This window comes from Evansella tamaricis (assembly GCF_019042215.1).
GTDB lineage: Bacteria > Bacillota > Bacilli > Bacillales > Salisediminibacteriaceae > Evansella > Evansella tamaricis.
In genome coordinates, this window is sequence record NZ_JAHQCS010000121.1 from 34,127 (window position 1) to 58,310 (window position 24,184).

Sequence of the window (24,184 nt, forward strand, 5' to 3'; positions counted from 1 at the left end):
AAAAAGTGAGTAAGCTAAACCTAGTAGATATGGAAAGGATTCTTAAACATGGATGTCACTGTTGTTGCAACCTCCATCGTGGTTATGGGGTTAATTACCATTATAGGCGCATTCCTCGCCCATAAGGTAACCATAACTAAAGATGCGAAACAAGTTATTATATTAATAGTATTAAATATTGCTGTTCCATCCATTATTTTAAATGGTGTTTTTAATACGGAAGTCACTGATCAATTACTTCACCAAGTCATCTTAATCTTTATCATCTCAGTCCTCTATCATATCATAGCAATTTTCGTTGCCTTGGCAATGGCAAAGTTATTTAAATTTGAATCATTATTTGCAAAGAAAATGGCATTGCTCACTGCACTTGGGAACACAGGCTTTATTGGTATTCCTTTATGTGCCACGATTTTCGGTCCTGTTGGAGGTTTGTTAGCTGCAATCTTTGATGCGGCACTTGATGTTATCTTATTCTCCATAGGAGTATATATGCTTCAGTCTGGAAAAGGATTAGAAGTCAGACAGTTATTAAAGGCGTTCATAAACATTCCTTTTATTGCTGTTATCATTGGCTTAACGGTAGCAATATCAGGTGCTGAGCCACCTGCCTTTTTAAAACAATTAACGGGACTCCTTTCAGGATTAGCTGCACCATTGGCTATGCTGTACATCGGAATGCTCTTACAGGATCTTTTTAAACGAAATGGTGTTTCGATATACCGTCAAATTTGGTTTCCGTTGATAGGACGTCTATTGATTTTCCCGCTATTGATGATGACTGTTTTGTCATTTATACAACTAGATAGTATATTAAAGAATATTGTTATTATTTTAACTGCTATGCCTACGTTCACCTTATCTGCGATTTTATTTTCCCGTTACACAAATGATGAAGAAACAGCAGTAACGACAATAGCTTTTTCCACATTGCTTTCCTTGATGACAATTCCTCTGATGGCTTATTTAGCTACCATATTATAACCTCCAGCACAGACTTTTAGTGTACTGGAGGTTTAATAACAATCAAGAGTTAAATAAATCGCAATCATTTAATTTTTGTACTGCTTTTTTTAGTACCTCATTATCTTGTACTAGGGCGATGCGTACAAAACCTTCACCAGTTTCACCGAACGCATTTCCTGGAGTGACGACCACACCTGTTTCATCAATTAGTTGATAAGCAAACGAGGTGGAGTTAAACCCTTCTGGAACTTTCGCCCAGATAAACATGGATGCATCTGGTGCGTCTACCTTCCACCCTGCCCCATTTAATCCTTCCACTAAAATGTCTCTCCGCTTTCGATAAACACCTCTCAATTTTTCACTGAAAACAGATGAGTGTTGCAAAGCAGTAACGGCCGCACGCTGAATTGGAAGGAATACACCATAATCAAGGTTAGACTTAAATCTATTAAATGCTTCTATAATAGTAGGATTTCCCACCACATATCCGATCCGACAGCCTGCCATATTATAACTTTTTGATAAGGAATTAAATTCGATCCCAACTTCTTTTGCCCCATCTATGGATAAAAAGCTAATTGGTTTATCTTCATAATATAGTTCAGAATAGGCAAAATCATGGAGAACAGTGATATGATATTTTTCCGCAAACCGGACTACTTCCTCAAAAAATTTTGTTGTAGCTAAAGCGGGAACAGGGTTACCAGGGAAGTTTAAGATCATGAGTTTCGCCTTCTTGCAAACTTCTTCCGGTATTTGTCTTAAATCCGGTAAAAATTGATTTTCCTCCTTCAAGGGCATGGAATATGGTTTAGCTCCAGCCAAGGAAATACCCGCAGAATATGCCGTATATCCAGGATCAGGCACAAGGATAACATCTTCGGGATTGGTCAAAATCATAGGGAAATGTACAAGACCGTCCTGGGAACCCATTGTCATCAGGACTTCCTTCCTAGCATCAATTAATACACCGTAGTTTTTGCCATAGTAATCCGATACAGCGTCATAAAATTCCCCAGTTCCAGTCAAGGAATATCCGTATTGACCTGCATCCTTTACCTGATTCGATAATTCCTCAATCACATGTTCTGGTGGTCCCAAATCAGGACTGCCGATACTTAAGTCTATTATCTCCATGCCGCTCTCTAGTTTTTGTTTCTTATAGTAAGATAGTTCATTAAAAATTGATGTCTGAAACTGATTCATCTTATTGGAAAGACGAATTTCCATCCTATACACTTCCTTTTTTGAGAACTAACCTGTCCTGAGGCATTTTGGTTGCCAAAACATTTATTATCGTCGATTTAACCTCGATTCGAGTCTCACTTGCTTTCTCATCCGTTTATCTGCTTTTCGGTCCGCCACTACTAAACAGGCATGGATGGCACCTGGCAGCCAAAAAAATAGAGTTAAAATCAAATTTAATAAAGCCTGAATGGGTTTTCCTGAAAAAAACACTGCAACTGGAGGTAAAACAATTGCCAATAAGTACATCATAATGCACACTCCCTTGGATTACTGGTTTTATTTTATCATAATATTAGTAACCTTAAGACTTAAAAATCCCTATGGATCCAGTTAGATAATACAAACACAGCAGGAGTATTCCAGTAGATAGTTATTTCATTTGTTGAATAACTATCCATATGATCAAGGAAACATTGAGCCGGTGGAAGTCCTATTAAATGTTTAACAGCCTCATCCTGTACTCCTTTGTTTGGTCCTCCCGATACAAAACCAGGCACTGGTTCATTCACATTATCACCGATAGATGGCCGATGATGCGGATTCATTACCGGCCGATCTCCAAAACCAGTGACATAACATATGTCCAATACATTTCGACCGAGTAAATAATGCACATGATCTAAGGCAACGGAAGAAAAGATCTCTTCTTTTTCAGAAAAATGAGCAGCAAGTATTAAAATCATGGCGTGATTCATAACAATCATGTTACTACCCCAAATATACTCTTCTTCCTTTAAGGAAAGAAGATAGCCATCCGTTTTGCCTTCACATACTAACTTATCTGCCTCCCTTAACATTCCAGTCTTCAACTCCATATAGAGTTCATCGATGACTGGATGTTCCTTATTCAAAAGGTAAGAGATTGTCCCATAACCACCGTTATCTGCCCATCCAAACTCATACTTCGGGAAAGACTGACTGGCATAGGTCTGGAACCATTCATGATACGTAATTTCTCCTGTCGTTCGATATAATTCTGCTGCTGCCCAGTACCTCTCATCCATGTCCTGCCCATCTCCATATTCTCCGGTTTTGATGGAAGGTGGATTCTTAAACCCACTTATCTCAGGGTGTTGCTGTAACCAGTCCCAAGCATAAACTGCAGCATGTAAACATTTCTTCGAAAAAGCCTGATCGAAAGACCGATATATCCTCCCTGCCATGGCCATGACAGCGGAAAAGCTCGCAGTTGCAGTTGCAGAAATTGGAGATAGGTAAAGATCATCACGATCATCTTCTGGCATCACATCCAACCCGGGGAATTCAAGTGTTGTTAATTTATGATATACCCCGCCAGATCTAACATCCTGCATCTTTAGCATCCATTCCAATTCGTACCGACATTCATGCAGTACATCAGGTGTAATGGCATCCGTTTCTGGAATGGGTGTAGAATCTTGAAATGCCTTAGGATACAGTTCATATGCAAGAAATAAGTCCGCTAACGCTTTTGCCCCCGGACCAATATACTTTCCATAATCCCCAGCATCATGCCAGCCACCGCTCGTTTCTATTCGAAGGTTCTCTTCCCCATACACGATAGCCTCTGTTAAGTGGCATTTCTCATGTTTCCATGGCCCAGCAAACTCTTCTTCTAAATCCATTCCACAGCGTAAAAAATAGAGTCCTTTAAGTAGACTAGTATGTAATTCGTTATATGGAGATTTGGTAATAGTAAACGTTGCAGAAGTTGATTCATTACACTTGATATAATATGGTCCCTCTTCATTCACCATCGTGAAATCAGCATGACAAACATATGTCCCACTCAATTCGTCAAAAAACGGTTCACTTGTTGTCCCTTCGAAAGCCACTTCTCCAGTCGGTTCATAAACGACTTGAAATTGGCCATTTTGTTCAGAAAATACTGCCACTTTTTTTGCATCTTTCGGGTATCCGATTTGATTAACTGTAATGTATCTTGGTTGTGAATTCATTTACGAAACCCCTTTCATAAGTAACTAACCACAAAGCACACCTCTTTAAAAAGGCTGTACCTTTATCATCTAGTAAAATAATTTGTACTAACCTAACATCCATGTGATTGCATTTTAACATAAAATGTTGAATAAAAGGTACTATCCTCTTTTCATGAAAAGCACTATACAATAAACCAACTAAGGGTAATGATATAATATCCATTATCATAACTTATATTTTTTGGAGGGTAATATGAATAAAAACACAAAACCTTTTTTCATTTTAGTCCTACTTCTTTTTTATCCCTTCCTATCAGGTTGTTTCCAATCCGATATTACAATGGAAGAGCATTTGGATGAATTAGAAGAGCTGAAAATCAAAATGTCAGAATTTGAGTATGAAAATGCCATTCTCGAAGAGACCATCTCTTCGTTGGAAGATACAACAGGATTATTAGAAAAAGAAAAGAATCGGTTGTTAGGAACCACCGCTAAAATGGAAGTGGAAAACAAAAAACTCGTTGCAAAACTAGAAAAGATGGAGAATCAACGAATTACTCAGTTGATGGATGAAACAGGGCTAGTCAATCTTAAGGATATTGATGATACTATTATCATCGATTTGCCCTATGCAACGACAAATAACTTTGTAGGTGAAAAAGTATATTCCATTGAACTATGTCTTCTCCAACTAGAGACCGCATTGAAATTAAAGGCAGCAAACGAATTGGCTAAGCAAGATGGATTAAAAATAAAAATATGGGATGGTTACCGCCCCCATGACGTTCAAAAAGTATTTTGGGAGCTTACACCTGACCCTAGTTATGTGGGAGATCCTGCCCTAGGATCCGATCACAACAGGGGAACTGCTGTGGATGTCACTTTAGTAGATCAGGACGGTAATGAACTGGAGATGCCTACTAGATTTGATGACTTTTCTCCAAATGCCTGGAGAAACTACCAGAGTAATACTCCTGAGGCACAAAAGAACATGGAATATTTAACAAAAATTATGGTGGAGAGCGGTTTTACAACTATAAATACGGAATGGTGGCATTTTGCTGATTCGAACGCAAAAAACTATCCAGTCTTAAACATTCCGTTAGAAGATTTTGTTCCCGATCTGGACTTTTAAGTTAGCAACATGTCCAAATATGTACGATTCGTCATATTTTTACAAAAATTTTACAAAACATTCATATTAACAAAAAAATAGTTAGTTATAGTAGAGACGATATAGAAAAAATTCAAACCGTCTTTGTGGAGGCATTAAGAATGGAACATAAAAATATGCTCTGGAAAACAGCTAACTATAACAACCGTGAACTAAGTTGGTTGGCATTTAATCAACGGGTTTTAGAAGAAGCTATGGACGATCGAAACCTCCTTTTGGAAAGACTTAAGTTTCTTGCTATCTTCAGTTCTAACTTAGATGAATTTTTCATGGTACGTGTGGCTGGGTTAACGGATCAAGTTAAAGCAGGATTCAATAAACCAGAGAATAAAGCGGGGATGACACCAAAGGAACAATTAACTCAGATTTCTGGAAAAACACAGGAATTAGTCAAACAGACATACAACACGTACAGATCATTACTTGCTTTATTAAATGAAAATGGTATTCGAATTACACCATCAAAGGATTTGACTGTAAAGCAGTTGGTTTTTTTGGAAAACTATTTTGAAGATCAAATCTACCCTGTATTAACTCCTAGAGCAATAGATGCGTATCGTCCCTTTCCTCAATTTTTAAGCAAAAGTCTTAATTTGGCAATCGTAGTGGAAGATCCTCAAAATCGGCAAGAAGAGATTAACAATTTATCAGGAAAACTTGCGATCGTTCAAGTACCTGCTGTATTGGACCGGTTTATCCAAATCCCAAGTGAAACAGGTAAAACAGAGTTTATTTTGCTTGAAGATCTCATTTCTTTGTTTATTCACACGTTATTTGCTGGGCGTTCTATCAAAAGTGTAACACCGTTTCGTATAACAAGAAACGCTGATTTAACCATACATGAAGATGAGGCTGTGGACTTACTGATTGAAATTGAAAAGGAGCTTAAAAAAAGAAAATGGGGTGCAGAGATACGCCTTGAGATTGAAGGGGCATCTTATGATAAGAATGTTGTTGATTACATTCAGCAACGTCTAGATATTCATGTAAAAGACATCTATTTCTTAGAAGGCCCGCTCGACTTAACTTTTTTATTTTCTTTTTATAAAATAATTGGGCAAAAACATAAAAACCTTATGGACGCTCCATTTATTCCGCAACAACCGGTAGACCTGCCAGAAGAAGAAGATATATTTGAACGTGCTTTGAAACAAGATATTTTACTTCACCATCCGTATGATACTTTTGAAGTAGTGAATTCATTTATATCTAAGGCAGCAGACGATCCTGATACTCTTGCCATAAAACAAACACTATACCGGGTTAGTGGTGATTCATCTATCATAAAAGCTTTAAAACGGGCAGCGGCTAAAGGGAAACAAGTGACAGTTTTAATTGAGTTAAAAGCTAGGTTTGACGAGGAGAACAATGTAAGTTGGGCTAGGGAGTTAGAACAAGAAGGGTGTCACGTTATTTATGGAATGACCAACTTAAAAACTCATAGTAAAATTACACTCGTTGTTAGACGCAAACATGGTCGTATTGAAAGATTTATTCACTTAGGAACAGGGAATTATAATGGGACAACTGCAAAACTATATACAGATGTGGGCTTGATTACAACCAATGAAAAGATTGCTGAGGACGCAACCAACTTTTTCAACTATCTTAGTGGTTTTTCAGAAAAACCTACCTATAATCATTTCTCTGTTGCCCCTTTTGATATCAGGAATGACATTATAGATTTAATTAATAAAGAGATAGAATATCACAAAAAAGATGGAAATGGGCGTATTATTGCAAAAATGAATTCCTTATCCGATAAAGCAATTATCGATAAGTTTTATGATGCTTCTTGTGAGGGTGTAAAAATAGACCTTATTATTAGAGGAATATGTTGCTTACGTCCTGGAATAAAGGGAGTAAGTGAAAATATAACCGTACGAAGTATTGTAGGGCAATTTTTGGAACATAGCAGAATCTACTATTTTTACCAAATGGGAGAGGAAAAAACTTTCTTTTCGTCTGCCGATTTAATGACACGTAATATGGAGAATCGGATAGAGATACTTTTTCCTATCCTAGAAACTAACTTAAAGGCAAGAGTAAAAAACTGGCTTGCCCTTTACTTATCAGATAATGTTAAAGCCCGTTATCAAGACAGATATGGAGTTTATCATTATGTCAAAGTAAAGGAGAATGATCCGATTATTAACAGTCAACTGGCCATTGGACAAAAAAATCCTAACTACGGAATAAATAATTACTATGATAGATTCAAATTAAATCTGAAGAGAATTAAAAGGTCCTTTTTTTGAATACAAGATTACAGAAGGGGAAGAAATTATTGTTCATCCTCTTTTTTTATTTCAAAATAGCAATCTAGAAAATCCTCTGTTTATCGTTCTAACAAAGGAATAAATATATACTTTCGTATAATGTTTATTTCAGAATAGATAATTTATACTGGTGTTCAACAATGGTGGTATTGTAATCATTAAACGAATCTGGAGGATATATGGATGAAAAAAATTGGGTTATTTCTGTTTATTAGTGTAGCAAGTTTACTTTTTATAAGTGGTTGCGGAGGATCCAAAGAAACTGCATCAGATCATGGTCTTGAGTTACCAAATGGTGTTGAATCACACTTGCCACTACCAGCCGAAGCTCATATTGCGTTCCAACATGAGGATGGAAACACATACAGTATCATGTATCAACCTGGTGTCAGTTATCCAGATGCAATTGAATTCTTCTCTGAACGACTATCAACCGATGGTTGGACACTTGTTTCAGAGGACATTCCTGACCGAACAGAAGGAGAACGTACTGCCGGATGGGAAGCAGAGGGTCATGGAGTTGAAGTAACTGTTACGTTAACCGCATTCGGAGGGCCTGATGGATTTAATATGACAGGGTTTATAATGATAACTAAAAACTAAATGAGAAGCGCAAGCGCTTTTCTGTCTTCCTCTACTCGTGTTTCGAAGAAGTGGATCCGTCCATCGGGCAAAACGTCACGTGTGTGGCATTCAAAACATTTAAATTAACTTTTAAAAGGAGCAGGTGAATATTTACTCACCCTGCTCTTTTTCTCTTATTCAAAATGCCTTTCAATGTAAGCTCTCTCTTCTTCTTCAGTCATTAGCCTGGTGGCTTTTCCAATAGTTCCATTTTGAAGATCCCAAATCGCGTTATGGTCTTCTACCGCTTTACTAAAATCACCATTTGACCAGCGATTTAAAATGTCTTTATAGACCGCTTCATGTTTGAAAGAATTGGCATTTACCACTTCTAGTAATCGCTCAACACGTTCGGGTGTTATTTGCATGTGTCCCCATTTTTGCTCAGCATAGACTTTTTGATGACTCATATAGTGTAAATAATTTTGCACTGCGTGCTCTGGTAAATCTAAAGGAAATTCTTCAACAACTTCATCAGCAGAGGTACCCGGGTGATTCGGCTCTTCTTCAGCCTCAACCTCTCCATCCATAACCATTTCTTCAATTGCAAATTCATCTTGACTAATCTCTTCGTCCTCTTGAAATGGTTCTTCCTGATTATAAAAAGTATAAAGAAAGAAGCTTACTAGTATACCAACAGTAACAATAATTGAAATGATTATAGTTTTCTTCATATTATCCCCACTTTTTGATGAGTTTCATAGATTAATCGGAATCCTAATGATTATTATACTCAATAAGGTATACCAAAAACGGTATACCTTATTGAGTAGTAATTAGAAATTTGAGAAAAACCGGAGATAAATCTGTCAACGGGATTATTTCCAATGGTCTCTATAATGCGAGTATGACACGTTCCCATTTAATATTTTATGTATTGCCTTAATTACGTTTTTCATCATTCACTTCGATTGTACTGGTTATCTCTATTTCTTTTAACGCCTGAGACGCTAAATGATCCGCTTCTTGGTTCTGTTTCCTTGAGACAAGTTCATACTCTGGAGTAATCCCCATTTCCTTCATTTTATCTTCTATTCTGTCTGCCCAACCGTTAAGTGTTTTTTCCATACAAGGCCATTCTCCATTTAATTGGTTGATTACAACTTGGGAATCGCCAATAATCATTACTGGCATATGATGGACACCTAGATTTTCTAATTCTTGTATTCCCAGGTGCAGTGCAGCATATTCTGCTTCGTTGTTTGTATCAAGTGAGTTCACTAAGCGGTTTTTTCGATGTCTAAATGCTTTCCCGTTCTTCTCATAAAAAACAACACACCCCAAACCAGACTTTTTAGTCTCGATATCAAACCCACCATCAAAATAAACAAAAATGTTATGGGGCTCCGTCTCCACTTCTTCTACATACTTCTTCAGTTCTTTTAGTGTCCATGAACTATCATAATCATCTAAAAAGATCATATTTTTGATACGACCAGTTCGTCGTAAATCATCACTGATCAAAAGTGCTGTGTCTGCGGTCATCTCATCTGAAACAAAATTTGTCTCCGTTCCTTTTGGTGTTTTATAAGATATTTCAATTCTTAACTTCATTATTAGACCACCTTACATAAAACTGTGAAAAACAAGGTTACTTTATGACCATTGTTCCCTATGATAAACAGTATTATTTAGGTTGTTTATTGAAATATGGGAGGGCTTAAGGAAAACGCAGTATCTCTTCATCTGATTTTTGTTCCTTTAACATATAATATTTCATTGATTTTTTGTTGATCTTTAACGCTTCATCCAAGTTCTCACTTTTAACTTTTTTGGCTTCGTTTTTTAAAAATTCATCGTTCTGCATTAACTGTGTATAAAACACCTGTTGTTCTCGTTTCAAATCCTTCCATAGACTTGTTTCCTCCATTTTCTCTTTCCATTGAAGAAGTACATCCATATTGCGTGACAACTCAAAAACAACATGAAATTGGATCGTTTCTAATTTTGCAGCTGTATATATCGCAAGTTCAAGTTCAGCTTCTGCTAATGGCAGGTTTTTTTCTTTTCTGTCCTTTATGTGATCCCAAAAATCTTCATATGTCTTACGCAACGTCAATTGATATCCAAGCAGTTTCTTAATGAACTTATAGCCATCACCCCAATGGGGGTTTGGATGATCATCCATTTTTGCCAATGGGACCCGAAAGAAATCCAGGTTTACGTGAGCACGCATTCGTCCTTCTTCCAGTATTTTCTCTGACAAACGATAGAATTGATATAAATACTTGTGCGCCTTTTTTGCATCATGAAACACTTCTTCCACGTCTGAGATCACAGCAGAAGCAACTGGCTGGTTAAGCCTTATATAATCAACTAAATAATAGTTCCTTCCGGATATCTCATAGGGATACGGATAAATGGATACTTTTTCTATCCAGCTTTTGTATTTTTTTGCTTTCTTTTTGATATGTAATGTGGAACGATTAAACACCTAATCACAACCTTTCACTGTTCGTTCTCGTAATCTAGTTTATCATATATTTACTAAATAAACCTTGCTTTGATACTACAGGAAGGAAGTACATGCTAAAGAAAAAAACCGATGCAAATATCATCGGTTCTTCATTGGATTTGAATTAAAATTATTCCCCATCTTTTTGAAAAGATTCGAATCCACGAACGATCAGTTCAACTGATTTGGAAACAACGGGATAAATCCGTTCTAGGATAGATTCCACTGGCTCATTACTTTCAATGTAAGTCATTATCACACCGTGGACCTGATAAAAAACGATTCTAGAGATGGTAAGAAGTTCCTGTTCATCTACCTCTATCAGCACCTGTTTCAATGAAAGCCTCAATAGATTAAATATTTGATTCCTTAATTGATTCACCTCTAACCTTGTTTTTTCCAGGTCTACCCTTTCCCCCCTGGTTGTGGAGTAAAGAAGATACATATTCCGATTTGAAATGCCGAATTCTACAAATTTAGAACATGTCACTTTGAGAGCAAGAAGAGGATCCGTTTCTTTTTCTAGTATATTCTTTGTCCCATGATATAAACTTTCCAGAGGTGGTATGGATATCTTCTCAAGTAGTGTTTCTTTATCTTTATAATAAATATAAATTGCAGTGTGTGAACATCCTGCCTCCTTGGCAATCTCCCGGATTGTCACAGAAGAAAATCCTTTCTCAGCAAATAATTTTTTTGCTGCATTTAATATTCTCTCTTTTGTTAGGGTAGACTTCTGCTGATTCTTGTTTATCATTCTAATTCTATCCTTCCGTTACTACATTAAGGCACCTTTTTTTTCATTCATTTTTAGCCATTTAGTGGCATATGCATCATATTGTTTATCCGGTTCACTGACATCCATTCCATGACAAACACTAACTAATTTTGGTTTAAGTTCCTTTACAATTTTTCCACTTATAATAGCCTGTTTCATATCTGCTGTAAACATTGGTATGGGACGGTTAATTCCATTTGAATTAGAGGTAAATAAATCACCACTTATTAATATATTGTCTTTTGCATGATAGTATGCCACGTGTCCAGGTGAATGACCAGGTGTATGATATGGAACTAAGTCACCAATAATCTCCATTTTATTATCCGATTCCTCTAATGCTTTTAGCACTCCATCCATCACTACTTTTGTTGCTTTTTTTCTTCCTGGATAAGGGAGTTCTCCTTCCATGTATGGGATTTCCAAACCATGGACATAAACATTAACCGATTTTTTTTCTAATATTCCTTGAAGAGCACCTATGTGATCAGAATGTCCGTGAGTAAGTAGAATTCTCTTCAGTGGCCCGGCATTTAATGAATCAATAAATTTTAAAATTCGATTCGTCATCGACTTTAATCCACAATCAATCAAGGTAACCCCATCTTCTTCCCTTACGATCCAAACACTCATTGGAAGTATCATCCAAATACTTAATTTCCAAACATTTTCTGATATTTTCTTTATCTTCATGATTCTCTCTCCTCTATATTTAACGGTAACCACCGGTTACTAACCGATGGTTATAATATATCAAATAGATTCCCCTTGTGCAATAATTATTTATCATTTTTGTAGTAAAACCTCCATGTTAGCTAAAATTTAGAGAAAAGGCACTATTTATCCTAAGAAGCAAATGGTAATATATAACTGCTTTATCATTTTCATCGATGATACTAAAAATCTATTAATGTGAGGGACGTCAATGTTTCACTCCTATAAATCAGCAAAACTTTTTATTCTTATATCTGTCATTTTTTTAGTTTCTTGGATGGTTGCTTTTCATGATAGCGCTTGGTGGAGAATGATTGGGGTTTCCTTGATTTCATTTTTAGGAGGGCTAGTGGCACTCCAGTGGACCTATAGAGCATTTAAATCAACTAAAGATAGTTCTCGATTGTTTTGGTTACAGTTAGGTTTGGGCATACTTGTTTATATCTCGGGTTACGTAACATCGTTTTTATCCCTTTTACTTTATAATTCTATGGAGCCCTCAGTCGTTTCCTTCACATTATGGGTTATTGGGTATTTCTTTTTTTTGAGTTCGCTGTTATATAAAACTAAACTTACAGGTATCTCCTTTTTTAATAACCCTCAATTTTTTGACATCATTGTATTAATGGGTGCAGCTGTTGTCATTAGTATCTACTATCTTGTGGAACCAATTATGAGGCTTACGTATAACTCTTTTTATATTACGTTCTTAAGTTTGTCTTCACAGATCATTAACTTATGTATTTTATTTTTTATCACCTATTTATATTATTTATCACGCTATAGCAGCCGTATGGAAAGAAAAGTAATTCATATTTTAGTGTTTTCTTTTATGATTCATATTATTGCAGTTTTTGGTTTTTCCATTTTGGCACTAAACAATATATACTATTTAGGATCTATTTTTGATCTTTTCTGGTTTTTATCTATGATGATTATTGGATTAACTGGTACTCTTGCTGGATCCTTTTCATCAAGACAATCTGAATGGAAAATAAAAGAACATGTATCAGGATCGGAAACTTACATCCCATACATAAGTACGATTATTCTGTTCATAATGGTATTTAAAAGCTATGAATGGAAATATAACGTACTGAGTATCGGTTTAACTAGTATCTTTTTTATGATCATAACAAGACACCGTATCATTATAAAAAGAAACAAAACATTAATGGAAAAATATCGAGAACTAGCATATCATGACCCATTGACCGGGTTGTCAAATCGGACAAGTTTCAAAACAAACTTAGTAACAGCATTGGAATATGCGAAATCAAACGAGACCCAGGTGGGAATTTTATTATTAGACCTAGATCGATTTAAAAATGTGAACGACACACTCGGACACTATGTAGGAGATCGGTTACTAAAAAAGGCAGCAGGACGCCTAAGGTCATCTCTTAAAACCACGGATCAAATCTACCGTATCGGCGGTGATGAATTTGTTATCGTTCTTACCGAAAGTTCTAGCAAAGAATGTATAGAAACATCCGAAAAAATTATTGAAAAATTTTCAAAGTCCTTTTACATTGGGAATCATGAAATTACTGTAACCCCAAGTATTGGAATCAGTACCTATCCTCAAGATGGGGATTCCATCCATTCGCTATTAAAGTGCGCTGATGCTGCAATGTACATCGCAAAAGAAAAGGGAAGAAATAATTATGAATTCCATGATTCAGACGTAAATAAAGTAATGTCTCGGAATTTATACATTGAAAATGAACTTCGAAAAGCTATTGAAAGAAAACAATTTTCTCTTTATTATCAACCAATATTTCATATTGATTCAGGTGAACTCTTCGGAATGGAAGCCTTGTTGCGTTGGAACCACCCTTCATTAGGTTCCGTTTCTCCAACAGAGTTTATTCCAATTGCAGAGGATACAGGCCAGATTGTTTCCATTGGAACATGGGTTACAGAACAAGCATGTAAACAAACAAAAGTTTGGCATGAAATGGGCTTTCCAACTACAGTTTTATCTATTAATGTATCACCTCTTCAGTTTGAACACAGAAATTTTGTTCATACAATTAAAACGATTATTGAACAAACAGGCCTAGATCCTCCGTTTTTAAAATTGGAGATAACAGAAAGTATCATGAAAAATGTAACAACATCCACAAACGTTCTAAATGAATTAAGGGAATATGGAGTTAAAACTGCCATCGATGATTTTGGAACTGGATATTCCTCTTTGTATATTCTAAAAAAAATGCCTATAGATACTATAAAGATTGATAAATCATTTATTGATGACCTTGAAGAGCATACTAGCGAATCTATGGTGAAAGCTATTATAGAAATGGGTTTGAATTTAAATCTCACAATAGTTGCAGAAGGAGTAGAAAAATATTGTCAGTTAGAAACGCTCAAAAAATTAAATTGTACCCTTGGACAGGGCTATTATTTTCAAAAACCTGTTTCAGGTAAAGGTTTCGAACAGTTATTAATTCGTACTAAAATACGTGAAGACTAGAATTGTAAAATGTCAAAAGGCCTCCAGGTTCATATAGAACTGGAGGTCTTACTACTATAAACAATTGCTTAAGCATTGTATTCAGCCTATCTTCAGGTTACAAACATTTTTCCAGATAATGATTTTGCAAGTTTACACTCCTATCTTATATTATTAAACCTCAATAATGACAGGCAAAATCATAGGTTTTTTCTTTATATGTGAAAAGATGTATTGCCCCACTGTCCTTTTAAGATGTTTTTTAATGACATGCCACTCATTTCTACTTGATTCTGGAAGTTCGTTTACTGTCTTTTTAATAAGATCGTTGATGTCATTTAACAGCTTTTCCGATTCTTTCATATGGATAAATCCCCTGGAAATAGTATCTGGATTAGAGACAAGTTTCTTTTCTGATTTACTCATTGTTAAAATCATAATGAGCATTCCGTCTTCCGATAATTGTTTCCGGTCACGTAAAACGATATCACCGACCTCACCAACACCAATTCCATCCACATACGTATTCCCTGTTTCCACCTTCCTTGTTTGCCGTGCTTCTCCATGTTTAATATCTACTACATCACCATTATTGATAATAAAAGTATTTCCTAGTTCAACACCTACTGATTCGGCTAAAAGCCGATGATGATGGAGCATTCGATACTCTCCATGAATTGGGATAAAATACTTTGGTTTCATTAATGTTAACATCAGTTTTAAATCTTCCTGATAACCATGACCAGATACGTGCATCCCCGATGAACTTCCGGAACCATAGATTACTTTTGCCCCTATGGTAAATAAATTATCTACAATTCGAGTCACTGCTTTTTCATTTCCAGGAATAGGACCTGCTGCTAATATCACCGTATCCCCTGCTAATATTTCTACACCACGGAAATTTCCCGTTGACAACCTGGAAAGTGCTGCCATTGGTTCTCCTTGACTACCAGTACATAAGATGGCCACCTTTTCAGGAGGAAGATCATTGATTTGATTCTGGTCAATTAACATTCCGTCAGGTACACTTAAGTACCCCCGTTCCATTGCCACTTGAACGACATTTACCATGCTTCGACCGAGAAGTGCAAGCTTACGTTGTGTTTTTTGAGCTGCGTCCACCACTTGCTGAACCCTGCTAATATTTGATGCAAATGTTGACAAAATTACCTTCCTGTCCGCTTTTATAAATGCCTCGTCCACATGTTCTCCTACAATTTGTTCTGTTGGTGTTGACCCTCTTCTTTCCGCGTTCGTACTTTCCGACAAAAGAAGAAGTACCCCTTCTTTTCCGATCTCAGCCATTTTATGAATATCGGAATGCTCGTTCTTCGCAGGTGTATAATCAAACTTGAAATCCCCAGTATGTACAATGTTTCCTTCTGGTGTTCTGAAAACGATACCTAAACAATCTGGAATACTGTGTGTCACTTTAAAAAAATCAATGGAAATATTATTAAAAGTCAGCTTAGACTTGGCATTTATTTCATTTAATTCTGATTCACGAAAAATCTTATGTTCTTTTAGTTTTAATTCAATAAGCCCTAGAGTAAAACGTGTGGCATAGACCGGAATATTTAATTTTTTTAAGAAAAATGGTATTCCACCTATGTGATCCTCATGTCCGTGTGTAACAATTAATGCTTTCACTTTATTTTTGTTCTCTAATAAATATGTAATATCAGGAATAATTAAATCAATTCCTAACAAGCTTTCATCTGGAAATTTATTACCACAATCTATAATTACAATATCCTCTCCATATTGTATCGCATACATATTCTTACCAATTTCATGTAATCCACCAAGGGCAAATACCGATAAAGCCTCTTCTTTTGTACTCACCTTAATCCCTCCACCGATGTTAATTTAAATTTAGTATGACCCGTTTCCACTTTCATTATCAGATGGTAAATGTTTTAGATGTGAAAGTTATAAATGGGTACATAGATAAAAATATTGACATACTAGAAGAAATAATGTAAATTACCGAAGGGCGAACATTTTATTTCATTTTATATTTAATTATTCGTATTTAGGGGTGTAGTACATGGATAACGTATTTGATTACGAAGATATTCAATTGATTCCTGCAAAAAGTATTGTTAAAAGCCGCTCAGAATGTGATACAAGTATAGCGTTCGGAGGTCATACCTTTAAGTTACCTGTCGTCCCGGCGAATATGCAAACGATCATTGATGAAAAAATCGCAATCTTCTTAGCTGAAAATGGTTATTTTTATATCATGCATCGCTTTCAACCGGAAAAAAGAACAGTATTTATTAAAGAAATGAAAGCACGGGGATTAATCGCGTCCATCAGTGTAGGGGTTAAGGAAGGTGAATACCAGTTTGTCCAAGATCTTGCTGATCAAAATCTTTCACCTGAGTTTATAACCATCGATATTGCGCATGGACATTCAAACGCAGTTATTGATATGATTCAGTATATTAAAAAACGATTACCTGCCAGTTTTGTCATTGCTGGAAATGTGGGAACACCAGAGGCAGTCAGAGAATTAGAAAACGCAGGTGCAGATGCCACAAAAGTTGGGATTGGACCTGGAAAAGTTTGTATAACAAAAATTAAAACTGGATTCGGTACTGGTGGATGGCAATTAGCTGCTCTCCGATGGTGTGCTAAAGCAGCAAGTAAACCAATCATAGCAGACGGAGGAATCCGAACTCATGGTGATATTGCAAAATCCGTTAGATTTGGGGCATCCATGGTCATGGTTGGTTCCCTTTTTGCAGGACATGAAGAATCTCCCGGAGAAACCGTTGAAAAAGACGGCAAGTGCTTTAAGGAATATTTCGGTTCCGCATCCGAGTTCCAAAAAGGGGAAAGAAAAAATGTGGAAGGAAAGAAAATGTTTGTGGAGCACAAAGGCTCTTTAAAGGATACATTGATAGAAATGGAGCAGGATCTTCAGTCTTCCATATCCTATGCTGGGGGAAATAAGTTGGATGCAATTCGCCACGTGGATTATGTGGTCGTAAAGAACTCCATTTTTAACGGAGATAAAGTGTATTAAAAAAAGAAAAGGTGCTCATACCAAGATAAATCCTGGTATTTTGGGCACCTTTTTTAATGTGTCATTTCTATAATCCTTTAACATGCTACTTACTTTTTTATTTTAAGTTAATAACTAACATGGTCCAGTCGACAGGACAGAACCCCACCCCACCTAACATTCTCCACAACAATCAATAGTTTGTTTTCCTCAGCGATTCCAACACTTTTTGAACCTCATACCCTTGATAAAAATCTATTATTTCAGCTGATTCTCCATTTATAGCATTCACAAGGTTTTGGATAAATTCATCCCAGAATGATTTATCCTTGCTTACAGGCAGTTCTTTATAGGCTTCCCCTACTTTTCCACCGTACAGTTTATCTAAATCTACTAATGCAAGTGTTCCTTTTGTTCCATAAATTGTCAAAGATATACTTTGTTCCTGTTCACCAGCAATTTGACTGATTCCGTTCACTAATACTGGTGTGCCATCCTCCAACTTCATCTGTGCAATAATACCTGTCTCACAGGCAGTTGGGTCTTCTGGTAGTTCCATTATACTTTCAATATCAGTTAATCTGCCAAATAACTGATGAATAAGCTGGATAAAATGACCTGCAACTTCAAAAACGAATCCACCTTGCTTCCTTGTTGCTATCCAATTGTTCTGTTGCCATTTCCTTGGCCATTGAGGAAAGCGCATCTCTAATTCCACTCTTCTCACTTTCCCTAAATATCCCTCTTCCATACGTTGAGATAAGGCTTTGATATTATTGATGTAACTAAGTGGATAGTGGACAGCATTCACAAGGCCAGTTATTTCTGCTTTTTTTACCATCTCCCCAGCTTCCTCCAACGAGTTAGCAAGGGGTTTTTCACATAATACATGTTTTCCACTGTCCAATATATCCATTACGATGGAATAATGTAGTGCAGGGGGAACTGCAACGTATACAAGATCGACATCTTGTTCCAGCAGTTCTTTATAGTTCGTTGTCCAATAAATTCCTCCTAAATCCTTGGCCTTCTTTTCCACTATATCTTGAGCAACGTCGCAAATAGCAGTAACTTTTGTGTGCCGATGCTCATTAAACACTTCTGTCATCCCCTTACCAATTGCCCCTACTCCGATTACCCCCACTTTTACTATTTTATTATCATTCATTACTTATCAATCTCCTTTATAATAATAAAAACAGACTAGATAATAGACTCTTAGTTCTTGTGCAATTCATCCAGTAGTTTTTGATTCCGTTTCTAACCTCTCGAACTAATTCTTCATTGCACAAAAGAATCCTCTTTATTTTTGCTCATTCTACCATTTATCTATTATCTTTTATTTCGGATAGTAAAAGCGCCAGAGATAGACAACATGACTGAAGGTACCAAAACTTATCATTTCCTTTTAAAACAAGCTTGGTTTCAGTTGGATCCAGGCTCTAGATATTCATTTTTTCACCAACAATTTAAACAGAACTCAAAGAGCGGGAAAGCCCACAACTTCAGGGGTGAGGGTGGAAGCGTCAGTATTTACTTTACAATGACAGTGGTGGATTTACTTCTGTTTTTAGACTTATCTTCTGCGTAGATACTGATACTTCTTCCTTTTATGTGTTTGAATGGAAATAGAGAATTTAAATAAAGCCCCCAAGTCATTACGACTTGAGGGCTTTGTAAATGTTATTCGATCACCGTTCCATTAACTTGAAGATTATCAATTCGGTTATTACCTGACGTGCTTGTTGCACCATCTAAATACACTCTTACAAAAACTGTTTCTTTATTATTCACCTCATTTGAGAGGGACAAAGTCTCTAATTGAAATGATGTATTTCTAGTAGCTGTATTCTCACCAAACTCAACCCAGTTTTCCCCATCTAAGGAGTACATCCATTGATGCTCATTAAAGCCTGTTCCTGTACCTCTTGTGGCGAAGGAAAGTTCAATCCCTTCCAGACCTAGCGTGGAAAATTCCAATTCCACATAGTTGTTGTTGTTAGCATTCCCAACTAAAGACAAGGACCCCCCGGCAGGATATCCCCCTAATGCATTTATGGTTGTTCCTGCGAATTCACTGATACTCGTGAAGTTTGTTCTGAGTAACGCAAGTCCTTCATCTGCTTCCAAATCTTGACCACTGGTGAGTATGTTAGAAAATCCATTTGTATTAAACGCCCAATAACCAATTAGTGGCTCTACTACTACAGGTGGTGATGTACTTTCCCCCACAACCGTTAATTCAAACGTCTTTGTTACGGATACAGAACCTTTTGTCACTACAGCTGTCAAAATAACTACAGTGTCTAATTCTTGCTGTGTCACAACACCGCTGTCGGAAATAACTGCATTATTACTGGAAGACCAGCTAATGCTTGAACCGTTTATCCCAGTGTCAGGAAGTAAAACATCTTGTGTTACATTTGTATTATCGTCAGACCCTTGATAGACGATTTCTAGATTTCGGCTATCCAATTCTGCAGCTAATTCATCAGAGAGAGGTGTAGGATTACCAGTGATCACAATGTCATCAATTCTACTAGTTCCACCAGATCCAACCGTACCGCCATTGATGCTTGTATTGGATGTCATTAACCAGCGAACATAAACATTCTCTTGGTTCTCTGTTTCGGTAGGCAGTTCAAGATCTGTAATTACAGCAGAGTTCCAATTGTTAGCAACTGTAATTTCTTGACCTATCTCAACCCAATTTACTCCATCGAGACTGTATTGAAGTTGGAAATCTCTTGGTCCAGTATTGGAACCCATTTGTCTAGAGGAGAGTTTAATATTTTTAAAGCCTAGTGTTTCAAAGTCTATTACATAGTATTTCGCGTCTGCCCCGTCATGCCAACCATTTGTATTCAAAGCAAATGTGCCACTACCCCCTGTTCCTTGCGGGTATGTGGGGTTAACTGTAGATTCCCTTGAAATGGACCGGGTAGCATTCGCTGGAAGGCCTCCATCTGCAACTTCAGACTGATCTTCAAAATCCCATCTTACAATGTTAATAATCGGTTCTAGAACCGTCACTTCTAAAGTGAGAACGTCTACTGCACCATCGTTTGAAAGCGTTCCTGTTAACGTAACGGTCGATTGTTCCTCCAGGGATTTATTAATCACACCATCGTGACTTATCACATCTGGATCACTGCTTTCCCAGTCGACTTCTGAACCAAACAGCCCCGTAGCAGGTAATGTCATATCATCCACTAGTCTTGTAATATTATGATTTGCCAGTACATTCAATTTGACATAATTCTTATCTACAAATGCAAGCTCTGCACCTGTAAGTTCTTTCTTTGTATATCCTAAATGAATTGCTTCCTCTTCTGAAAAGAAAACTCTGTTTTCAGACGGAATAATTGCATATTGATCAGGTAAGACATATTCTCTCGTTTCAAAATCCCCAACATAACGTGCTAATCCTGCATCTCCCCGTTCTCTGGCACGGAATACAAACGGTGCCTCCAATAGAGGGTCTTCTGGATTCCAGATCCCGCGCTCATTTTCCCGTGCTTCTTTCGCGGCAGCAGCATATTCTGCTACTTTTTCATCTTCGAATGGATAAATAAAGTATGTTGGTGCTTGTCCTTGTCGAACCATTTCCAAATTTGTATTTACACCATCTAGAGTTATCACTTCAGCAAGAAGTCGGCCATACGTATCCAATGGTTCTTCGCCGAGACGGACAATGACACGGTCTCCGTCGCTCAAATAATTTTTCAAATATTCACCTGCACGAATGCCTTGATCCATTTGGTGCTGGTCTAAATCATTCCGCACAGCATGATATGTTTCTGCCGTATCCATGTTGAGAAAACGGACATTAGTGGCACCAAATACCGGTTCCACAATACGAATCGTATCCCCGTCCACAACCCGTTCAACCGTCACTTCGAACTCACGATCTCTCGTTGTTGGTTTATCCTTCTGCTCTTCTGAAAGCACAATATCATTCTGTTTTCGAGGTAACAGTTGGTACATATCTTGATATTTACTTAAGATGCCTGTATTCACAAACCAGTTATCCGGTTCAAAGTTTTCTAAAACGATCCCTGTGGTTTCCCATACCCGAAGCACCATTGTGTTAAAATCCTCATCAACAGCGGAAATGTTGGCACCTCCGTTAAAGTATGTGGGTACCGTCTGGAAAAATCCTTCAAATGTAATTAATTGACCTTGGAGCGCTTCTGCCACTTCTGTATCCATAAGATCATTAATTGTAACTTCTATTGGTATAATCGTTTTATTAGTTCCTAAAACGGTTATATTATCAACAGTAAGTTGTGTAACACCATTATAATCCCCCACACTTCCAGTAACTTCTATGTAGTCCCCTTCGTTTAGATCTGGAAAAATTTGAGGGTTGAAGTTGAATAATTGGATTCCTCCAGTAGGATCTTGAATATAAACATTCAAATTACCAGCTTGGAGTTGATAGTTGTCCACATTGACAATTCCCTTGACAGTTACCGTTTCTCCCATTTTTGTACGAGATTCACTGATGCTTGATTCCGGATCATAGACAAACACCTGAACGTCAACGGATTTTTCACTTCTTCCCCTGGATCCTGTTGCCGTCACATTGACAATACCTGTTTCGGTTCCGGATGCTTGTACAACACCGTCTTTTGAAACCGTTGCAATGGCAGTATCCTCACTGGACCAATCAACCTTTGTATTTGTCTTATTATTGGAATAGGTTACTTCTGCTTCGAGCTGAGCCGATTCCCCCAGCGCTATACCAAGTTCCTGTGGAGTGACAACCACATCCCTAACTTGATTGGCGGCGTTGTTTTTTGCTTGATCTGGGACATGATTAGGTAAAGCATAGGCCATGTTACCGAATGATGAGAAAAATAAAGTGAAAATTAGCAGTAATGAGAATAATTTCTTGCTTTTTACTGTTCCTTTCATTTGTTAACCTCCATTAACATGTATTTGAAACTAGTAAAAGGATAGCACGACCTCATTCGGTTTTTAAAGTTAAGTTTTAATTGATAATGTAAATCAGGTCTCTAAATTCCCGAATTTTCGAATGTTATGTTAGAAAACCATCCACAATATTAGGAAACTACCGAAAAAACAGTACTTTTATTCCGCACCTAAATAACTATATATTGGAAAAAACAAGGAGTTGTTTCCCAATAACAGGAATCTATTAGTCTTTATTTCTTATTTTTTCGTTTTACGTTTATAGGGTCAACAATTCCCCAAAATTAATAAAATCTTAACATTAACGAATATACCCATAAGCTCAATGGTCTTGTACAAACACTTACCTTATATAATTTTAGGAGGCTCAAAAATCCTATAAGAAAGGTAAAATGTTTCCTTTACTTTTTTCATTTCAAGGAACAGTATTCTATTTAATTGTTTCATGTTAAAATAGATTAGTATATTAGAAAAATGGAGGCGTAAGATGGGAAAAAGATTATTATTTTTTATTCTAACAAATATTCTAGTAATGACGACAATCATGATCGTTTGGTCCTTAATTACAATGTACACAGGGGTCGGATCTCAATTTGACATTGGTGGCCCTGGATTAGGAATTGACCTGGTTGCCTTAGGTGTATTCAGTATTATTGTCGGTTTCTCGGGGGCTTTTATCTCCCTGGCTATGTCCCGATGGATTGCCAAAAAAATGATGAAGGTAAAAGTACTTGATCCAAATAAACCATTAACTGGTCAGGAACGTCGTGTGGTGGAAAAAGTACACCGTCTTTCCCGTGCTGCTGGTTTATCACACATGCCTGAGGTTGGGATATATCATTCTCCTGAAGTCAACGCCTTTGCAACTGGTCCTTCTAAAAAGCGGTCCCTCGTTGCTGTTTCAGCTGGACTATTAAACTCAATGGATGATGATGCCGTAGAAGGCGTTATTGCACATGAAGTTGCCCATGTGGCAAATGGTGATATGGTTACAATGACACTATTACAAGGTGTTGTGAATACATTCGTTGTCTTTTTTGCTAGAATTGCTGCCATTCTTGTATCAAGATTAGTCCGTTCCGAAATGCAGATGATTGTTCGTTTTGCCGCTATCATTATCTTCCAAATTTTATTCTCTATCCTTGGAAGTATCGTAGTCATGGCTTACTCGCGCCATCGGGAGTTTCATGCAGACCGTGGAGGTGCGGATTTAGCAGGACGCGACAAAATGGCACATGCTCTTCGTTCGTTAAAAACACATGTTAACCGTGCAAGTGTTTCCGGCGACCGTACTGATGATGCTGCCATTCAAACAATGAAGATTAGTGGAAAAGGCGGTATCTCAAAGCTTTTTTCATCCCATCCTGATTTAGATGAGCGCATTGCGAGACTGGAGCAGAGATAAGTAAGAAAAGCACAAAAACTGCCTTTTGAAGGGCAGTTTTTGTGCTTTACGTTGTGCAAGATTAATTAATTTTTTTAGTTAACTCATTATTTCCTGCAAGATTAAATCTTCCTGAATAAGCTAACACGTCTCTCCCACTTTAGTACTTGATTACTCTACTAACTCGAAGATTTTTAAGAAGAATCCCCAGTTATGTGTTCTAAAACT

18 protein-coding genes are annotated in these 24,184 nt (G+C 37.0%); 7 read left to right on the top strand and 11 right to left on the bottom strand.

Features of this window, described 5'->3' with window-relative positions; genetic code table 11:
• Positions 1–48 precede the first annotated feature (48 nt).
• Complete coding sequence (locus KS419_RS15090; RefSeq protein WP_217067230.1) at positions 49–984, top strand: AEC family transporter; 936 nt, start codon at positions 49–51, stop codon at positions 982–984.
• A gap of 42 nt (positions 985–1,026) precedes the next feature.
• On the opposite strand, the gene KS419_RS15095 is transcribed toward KS419_RS15090, so the two are convergent.
• The 3 genes from KS419_RS15095 to KS419_RS15105 all read right to left on the bottom strand — a co-directional run bounded on the left by KS419_RS15095 (position 1,027) and on the right by KS419_RS15105 (position 4,151).
• Entirely contained in the window at positions 1,027–2,196 is a 1,170-nt protein-coding gene (locus KS419_RS15095; RefSeq protein WP_217067231.1) for an LL-diaminopimelate aminotransferase, read from the bottom strand.
• A 63-nt stretch (positions 2,197–2,259) separates the two neighbouring features.
• Positions 2,260–2,463, bottom strand: coding sequence for a YqaE/Pmp3 family membrane protein (locus KS419_RS15100; RefSeq protein WP_217067232.1), 204 nt, complete (start codon positions 2,461–2,463; stop codon positions 2,260–2,262).
• A gap of 59 nt (positions 2,464–2,522) precedes the next feature.
• Positions 2,523–4,151, bottom strand: a complete 1,629-nt coding sequence (locus KS419_RS15105; RefSeq protein WP_217067233.1) for a glycoside hydrolase family 9 protein — start codon at positions 4,149–4,151, stop codon at positions 2,523–2,525.
• A gap of 235 nt (positions 4,152–4,386) precedes the next feature.
• Between KS419_RS15105 and ddpX the strand changes: the two genes are divergently transcribed.
• The 3 genes from ddpX (at position 4,387) to KS419_RS15120 (ending at position 8,189) form a co-directional block, all read left to right on the top strand.
• On the top strand, positions 4,387–5,268 hold the full coding sequence (gene ddpX, locus KS419_RS15110) for a D-alanyl-D-alanine dipeptidase (RefSeq protein WP_217067234.1): 882 nt from the start codon (positions 4,387–4,389) through the stop codon (positions 5,266–5,268).
• A gap of 140 nt (positions 5,269–5,408) precedes the next feature.
• Positions 5,409–7,565, top strand: coding sequence for an RNA degradosome polyphosphate kinase (locus KS419_RS15115; RefSeq protein ID WP_217067235.1), 2,157 nt, complete (start codon positions 5,409–5,411; stop codon positions 7,563–7,565).
• Between the two features lie 204 nt (positions 7,566–7,769).
• A complete protein-coding gene (locus KS419_RS15120) occupies positions 7,770–8,189 on the top strand; it encodes a hypothetical protein (RefSeq protein ID WP_217067236.1) in 420 nt (139 codons plus the stop codon).
• Positions 8,190–8,344: 155 nt separating this feature from the next.
• Here the strand turns inward: KS419_RS15120 and KS419_RS15125 are convergent, their stop codons facing one another.
• The 5 genes from KS419_RS15125 to KS419_RS15145 form a co-directional block, all read right to left on the bottom strand.
• Complete coding sequence (locus KS419_RS15125) at positions 8,345–8,884, bottom strand: DUF6241 domain-containing protein (RefSeq protein ID WP_217067237.1); 540 nt, start codon at positions 8,882–8,884, stop codon at positions 8,345–8,347.
• A 208-nt stretch (positions 8,885–9,092) separates the two neighbouring features.
• On the bottom strand, positions 9,093–9,764 hold the full coding sequence (locus KS419_RS15130) for a ribonuclease H family protein (protein ID WP_217067238.1): 672 nt from the start codon (positions 9,762–9,764) through the stop codon (positions 9,093–9,095).
• A gap of 106 nt (positions 9,765–9,870) precedes the next feature.
• Positions 9,871–10,644 (bottom strand): hypothetical protein, encoded by a 774-nt coding sequence (locus tag KS419_RS15135; protein ID WP_217067239.1) that lies wholly within the window; start codon positions 10,642–10,644, stop codon positions 9,871–9,873.
• 151 nt (positions 10,645–10,795) lie between these two features.
• Positions 10,796–11,422, bottom strand: coding sequence for a TetR/AcrR family transcriptional regulator (locus tag KS419_RS15140; RefSeq protein WP_217067240.1), 627 nt, complete (start codon positions 11,420–11,422; stop codon positions 10,796–10,798).
• Between the two features lie 21 nt (positions 11,423–11,443).
• Positions 11,444–12,136 carry an MBL fold metallo-hydrolase gene (locus KS419_RS15145; RefSeq protein ID WP_217067241.1) on the bottom strand — a complete coding sequence of 231 codons (693 nt, stop codon included), beginning with the start codon at positions 12,134–12,136 and terminating at the stop codon, positions 11,444–11,446.
• Between the two features lie 232 nt (positions 12,137–12,368).
• Between KS419_RS15145 and KS419_RS15150 the strand changes: the two genes are divergently transcribed.
• Entirely contained in the window at positions 12,369–14,639 is a 2,271-nt protein-coding gene (locus tag KS419_RS15150; protein WP_217067242.1) for a putative bifunctional diguanylate cyclase/phosphodiesterase, read from the top strand.
• Positions 14,640–14,792: 153 nt separating this feature from the next.
• On the opposite strand, the gene KS419_RS15155 is transcribed toward KS419_RS15150, so the two are convergent.
• On the bottom strand, positions 14,793–16,466 hold the full coding sequence (locus tag KS419_RS15155; protein WP_217067243.1) for a ribonuclease J: 1,674 nt from the start codon (positions 16,464–16,466) through the stop codon (positions 14,793–14,795).
• A gap of 205 nt (positions 16,467–16,671) precedes the next feature.
• Here KS419_RS15155 and guaC point away from each other — a divergent pair, with 205 nt between their 5' ends.
• Complete coding sequence (gene guaC / locus KS419_RS15160; RefSeq protein ID WP_217067244.1) at positions 16,672–17,655, top strand: GMP reductase; 984 nt, start codon at positions 16,672–16,674, stop codon at positions 17,653–17,655.
• A 172-nt stretch (positions 17,656–17,827) separates the two neighbouring features.
• On the opposite strand, the gene KS419_RS15165 is transcribed toward guaC, so the two are convergent.
• Entirely contained in the window at positions 17,828–18,802 is a 975-nt protein-coding gene (locus KS419_RS15165) for a Gfo/Idh/MocA family protein (protein WP_217067245.1), read from the bottom strand.
• A 515-nt stretch (positions 18,803–19,317) separates the two neighbouring features.
• Positions 19,318–22,554: an immunoglobulin-like domain-containing protein gene (locus KS419_RS15170; RefSeq protein WP_217067246.1), complete on the bottom strand. Its 3,237-nt coding sequence runs from the start codon at positions 22,552–22,554 to the stop codon at positions 19,318–19,320.
• Between the two features lie 505 nt (positions 22,555–23,059).
• Here KS419_RS15170 and htpX point away from each other — a divergent pair.
• A complete protein-coding gene (gene htpX / locus KS419_RS15175) occupies positions 23,060–23,977 on the top strand; it encodes a protease HtpX (protein ID WP_217067247.1) in 918 nt (305 codons plus the stop codon).
• The last annotated feature ends 207 nt before the right edge of the window (positions 23,978–24,184 follow it).

What these genes read in the sequence shown, in the direction of transcription:
- KS419_RS15090 (WP_217067230.1), top strand. Translation starts at nt 49, where the DNA reads ATGGATGTCACTGTTGTTGCAACCTCCATCGTGGTTATGGGGTTAATT.
- KS419_RS15095 (WP_217067231.1), bottom strand. Translation starts at nt 2,196, where the DNA reads ATGGAAATTCGTCTTTCCAATAAGATGAATCAGTTTCAGACATCAATT.
- KS419_RS15100 (WP_217067232.1), bottom strand. Translation starts at nt 2,463, where the DNA reads ATGATGTACTTATTGGCAATTGTTTTACCTCCAGTTGCAGTGTTTTTT.
- KS419_RS15105 (WP_217067233.1), bottom strand. Translation starts at nt 4,151, where the DNA reads ATGAATTCACAACCAAGATACATTACAGTTAATCAAATCGGATACCCG.
- ddpX (WP_217067234.1), top strand. Translation starts at nt 4,387, where the DNA reads ATGAATAAAAACACAAAACCTTTTTTCATTTTAGTCCTACTTCTTTTT.
- KS419_RS15115 (WP_217067235.1), top strand. Translation starts at nt 5,409, where the DNA reads ATGGAACATAAAAATATGCTCTGGAAAACAGCTAACTATAACAACCGT.
- KS419_RS15120 (WP_217067236.1), top strand. Translation starts at nt 7,770, where the DNA reads ATGAAAAAAATTGGGTTATTTCTGTTTATTAGTGTAGCAAGTTTACTT.
- KS419_RS15125 (WP_217067237.1), bottom strand. Translation starts at nt 8,884, where the DNA reads ATGAAGAAAACTATAATCATTTCAATTATTGTTACTGTTGGTATACTA.
- KS419_RS15130 (WP_217067238.1), bottom strand. Translation starts at nt 9,764, where the DNA reads ATGAAGTTAAGAATTGAAATATCTTATAAAACACCAAAAGGAACGGAG.
- KS419_RS15140 (WP_217067240.1), bottom strand. Translation starts at nt 11,422, where the DNA reads ATGATAAACAAGAATCAGCAGAAGTCTACCCTAACAAAAGAGAGAATA.
- KS419_RS15145 (WP_217067241.1), bottom strand. Translation starts at nt 12,136, where the DNA reads ATGAAGATAAAGAAAATATCAGAAAATGTTTGGAAATTAAGTATTTGG.
- KS419_RS15150 (WP_217067242.1), top strand. Translation starts at nt 12,369, where the DNA reads ATGTTTCACTCCTATAAATCAGCAAAACTTTTTATTCTTATATCTGTC.
- guaC (WP_217067244.1), top strand. Translation starts at nt 16,672, where the DNA reads ATGGATAACGTATTTGATTACGAAGATATTCAATTGATTCCTGCAAAA.
- KS419_RS15165 (WP_217067245.1), bottom strand. Translation starts at nt 18,802, where the DNA reads ATGAATGATAATAAAATAGTAAAAGTGGGGGTAATCGGAGTAGGGGCA.
- KS419_RS15170 (WP_217067246.1), bottom strand. Translation starts at nt 22,554, where the DNA reads ATGAAAGGAACAGTAAAAAGCAAGAAATTATTCTCATTACTGCTAATT.
- htpX (WP_217067247.1), top strand. Translation starts at nt 23,060, where the DNA reads ATGGGAAAAAGATTATTATTTTTTATTCTAACAAATATTCTAGTAATG.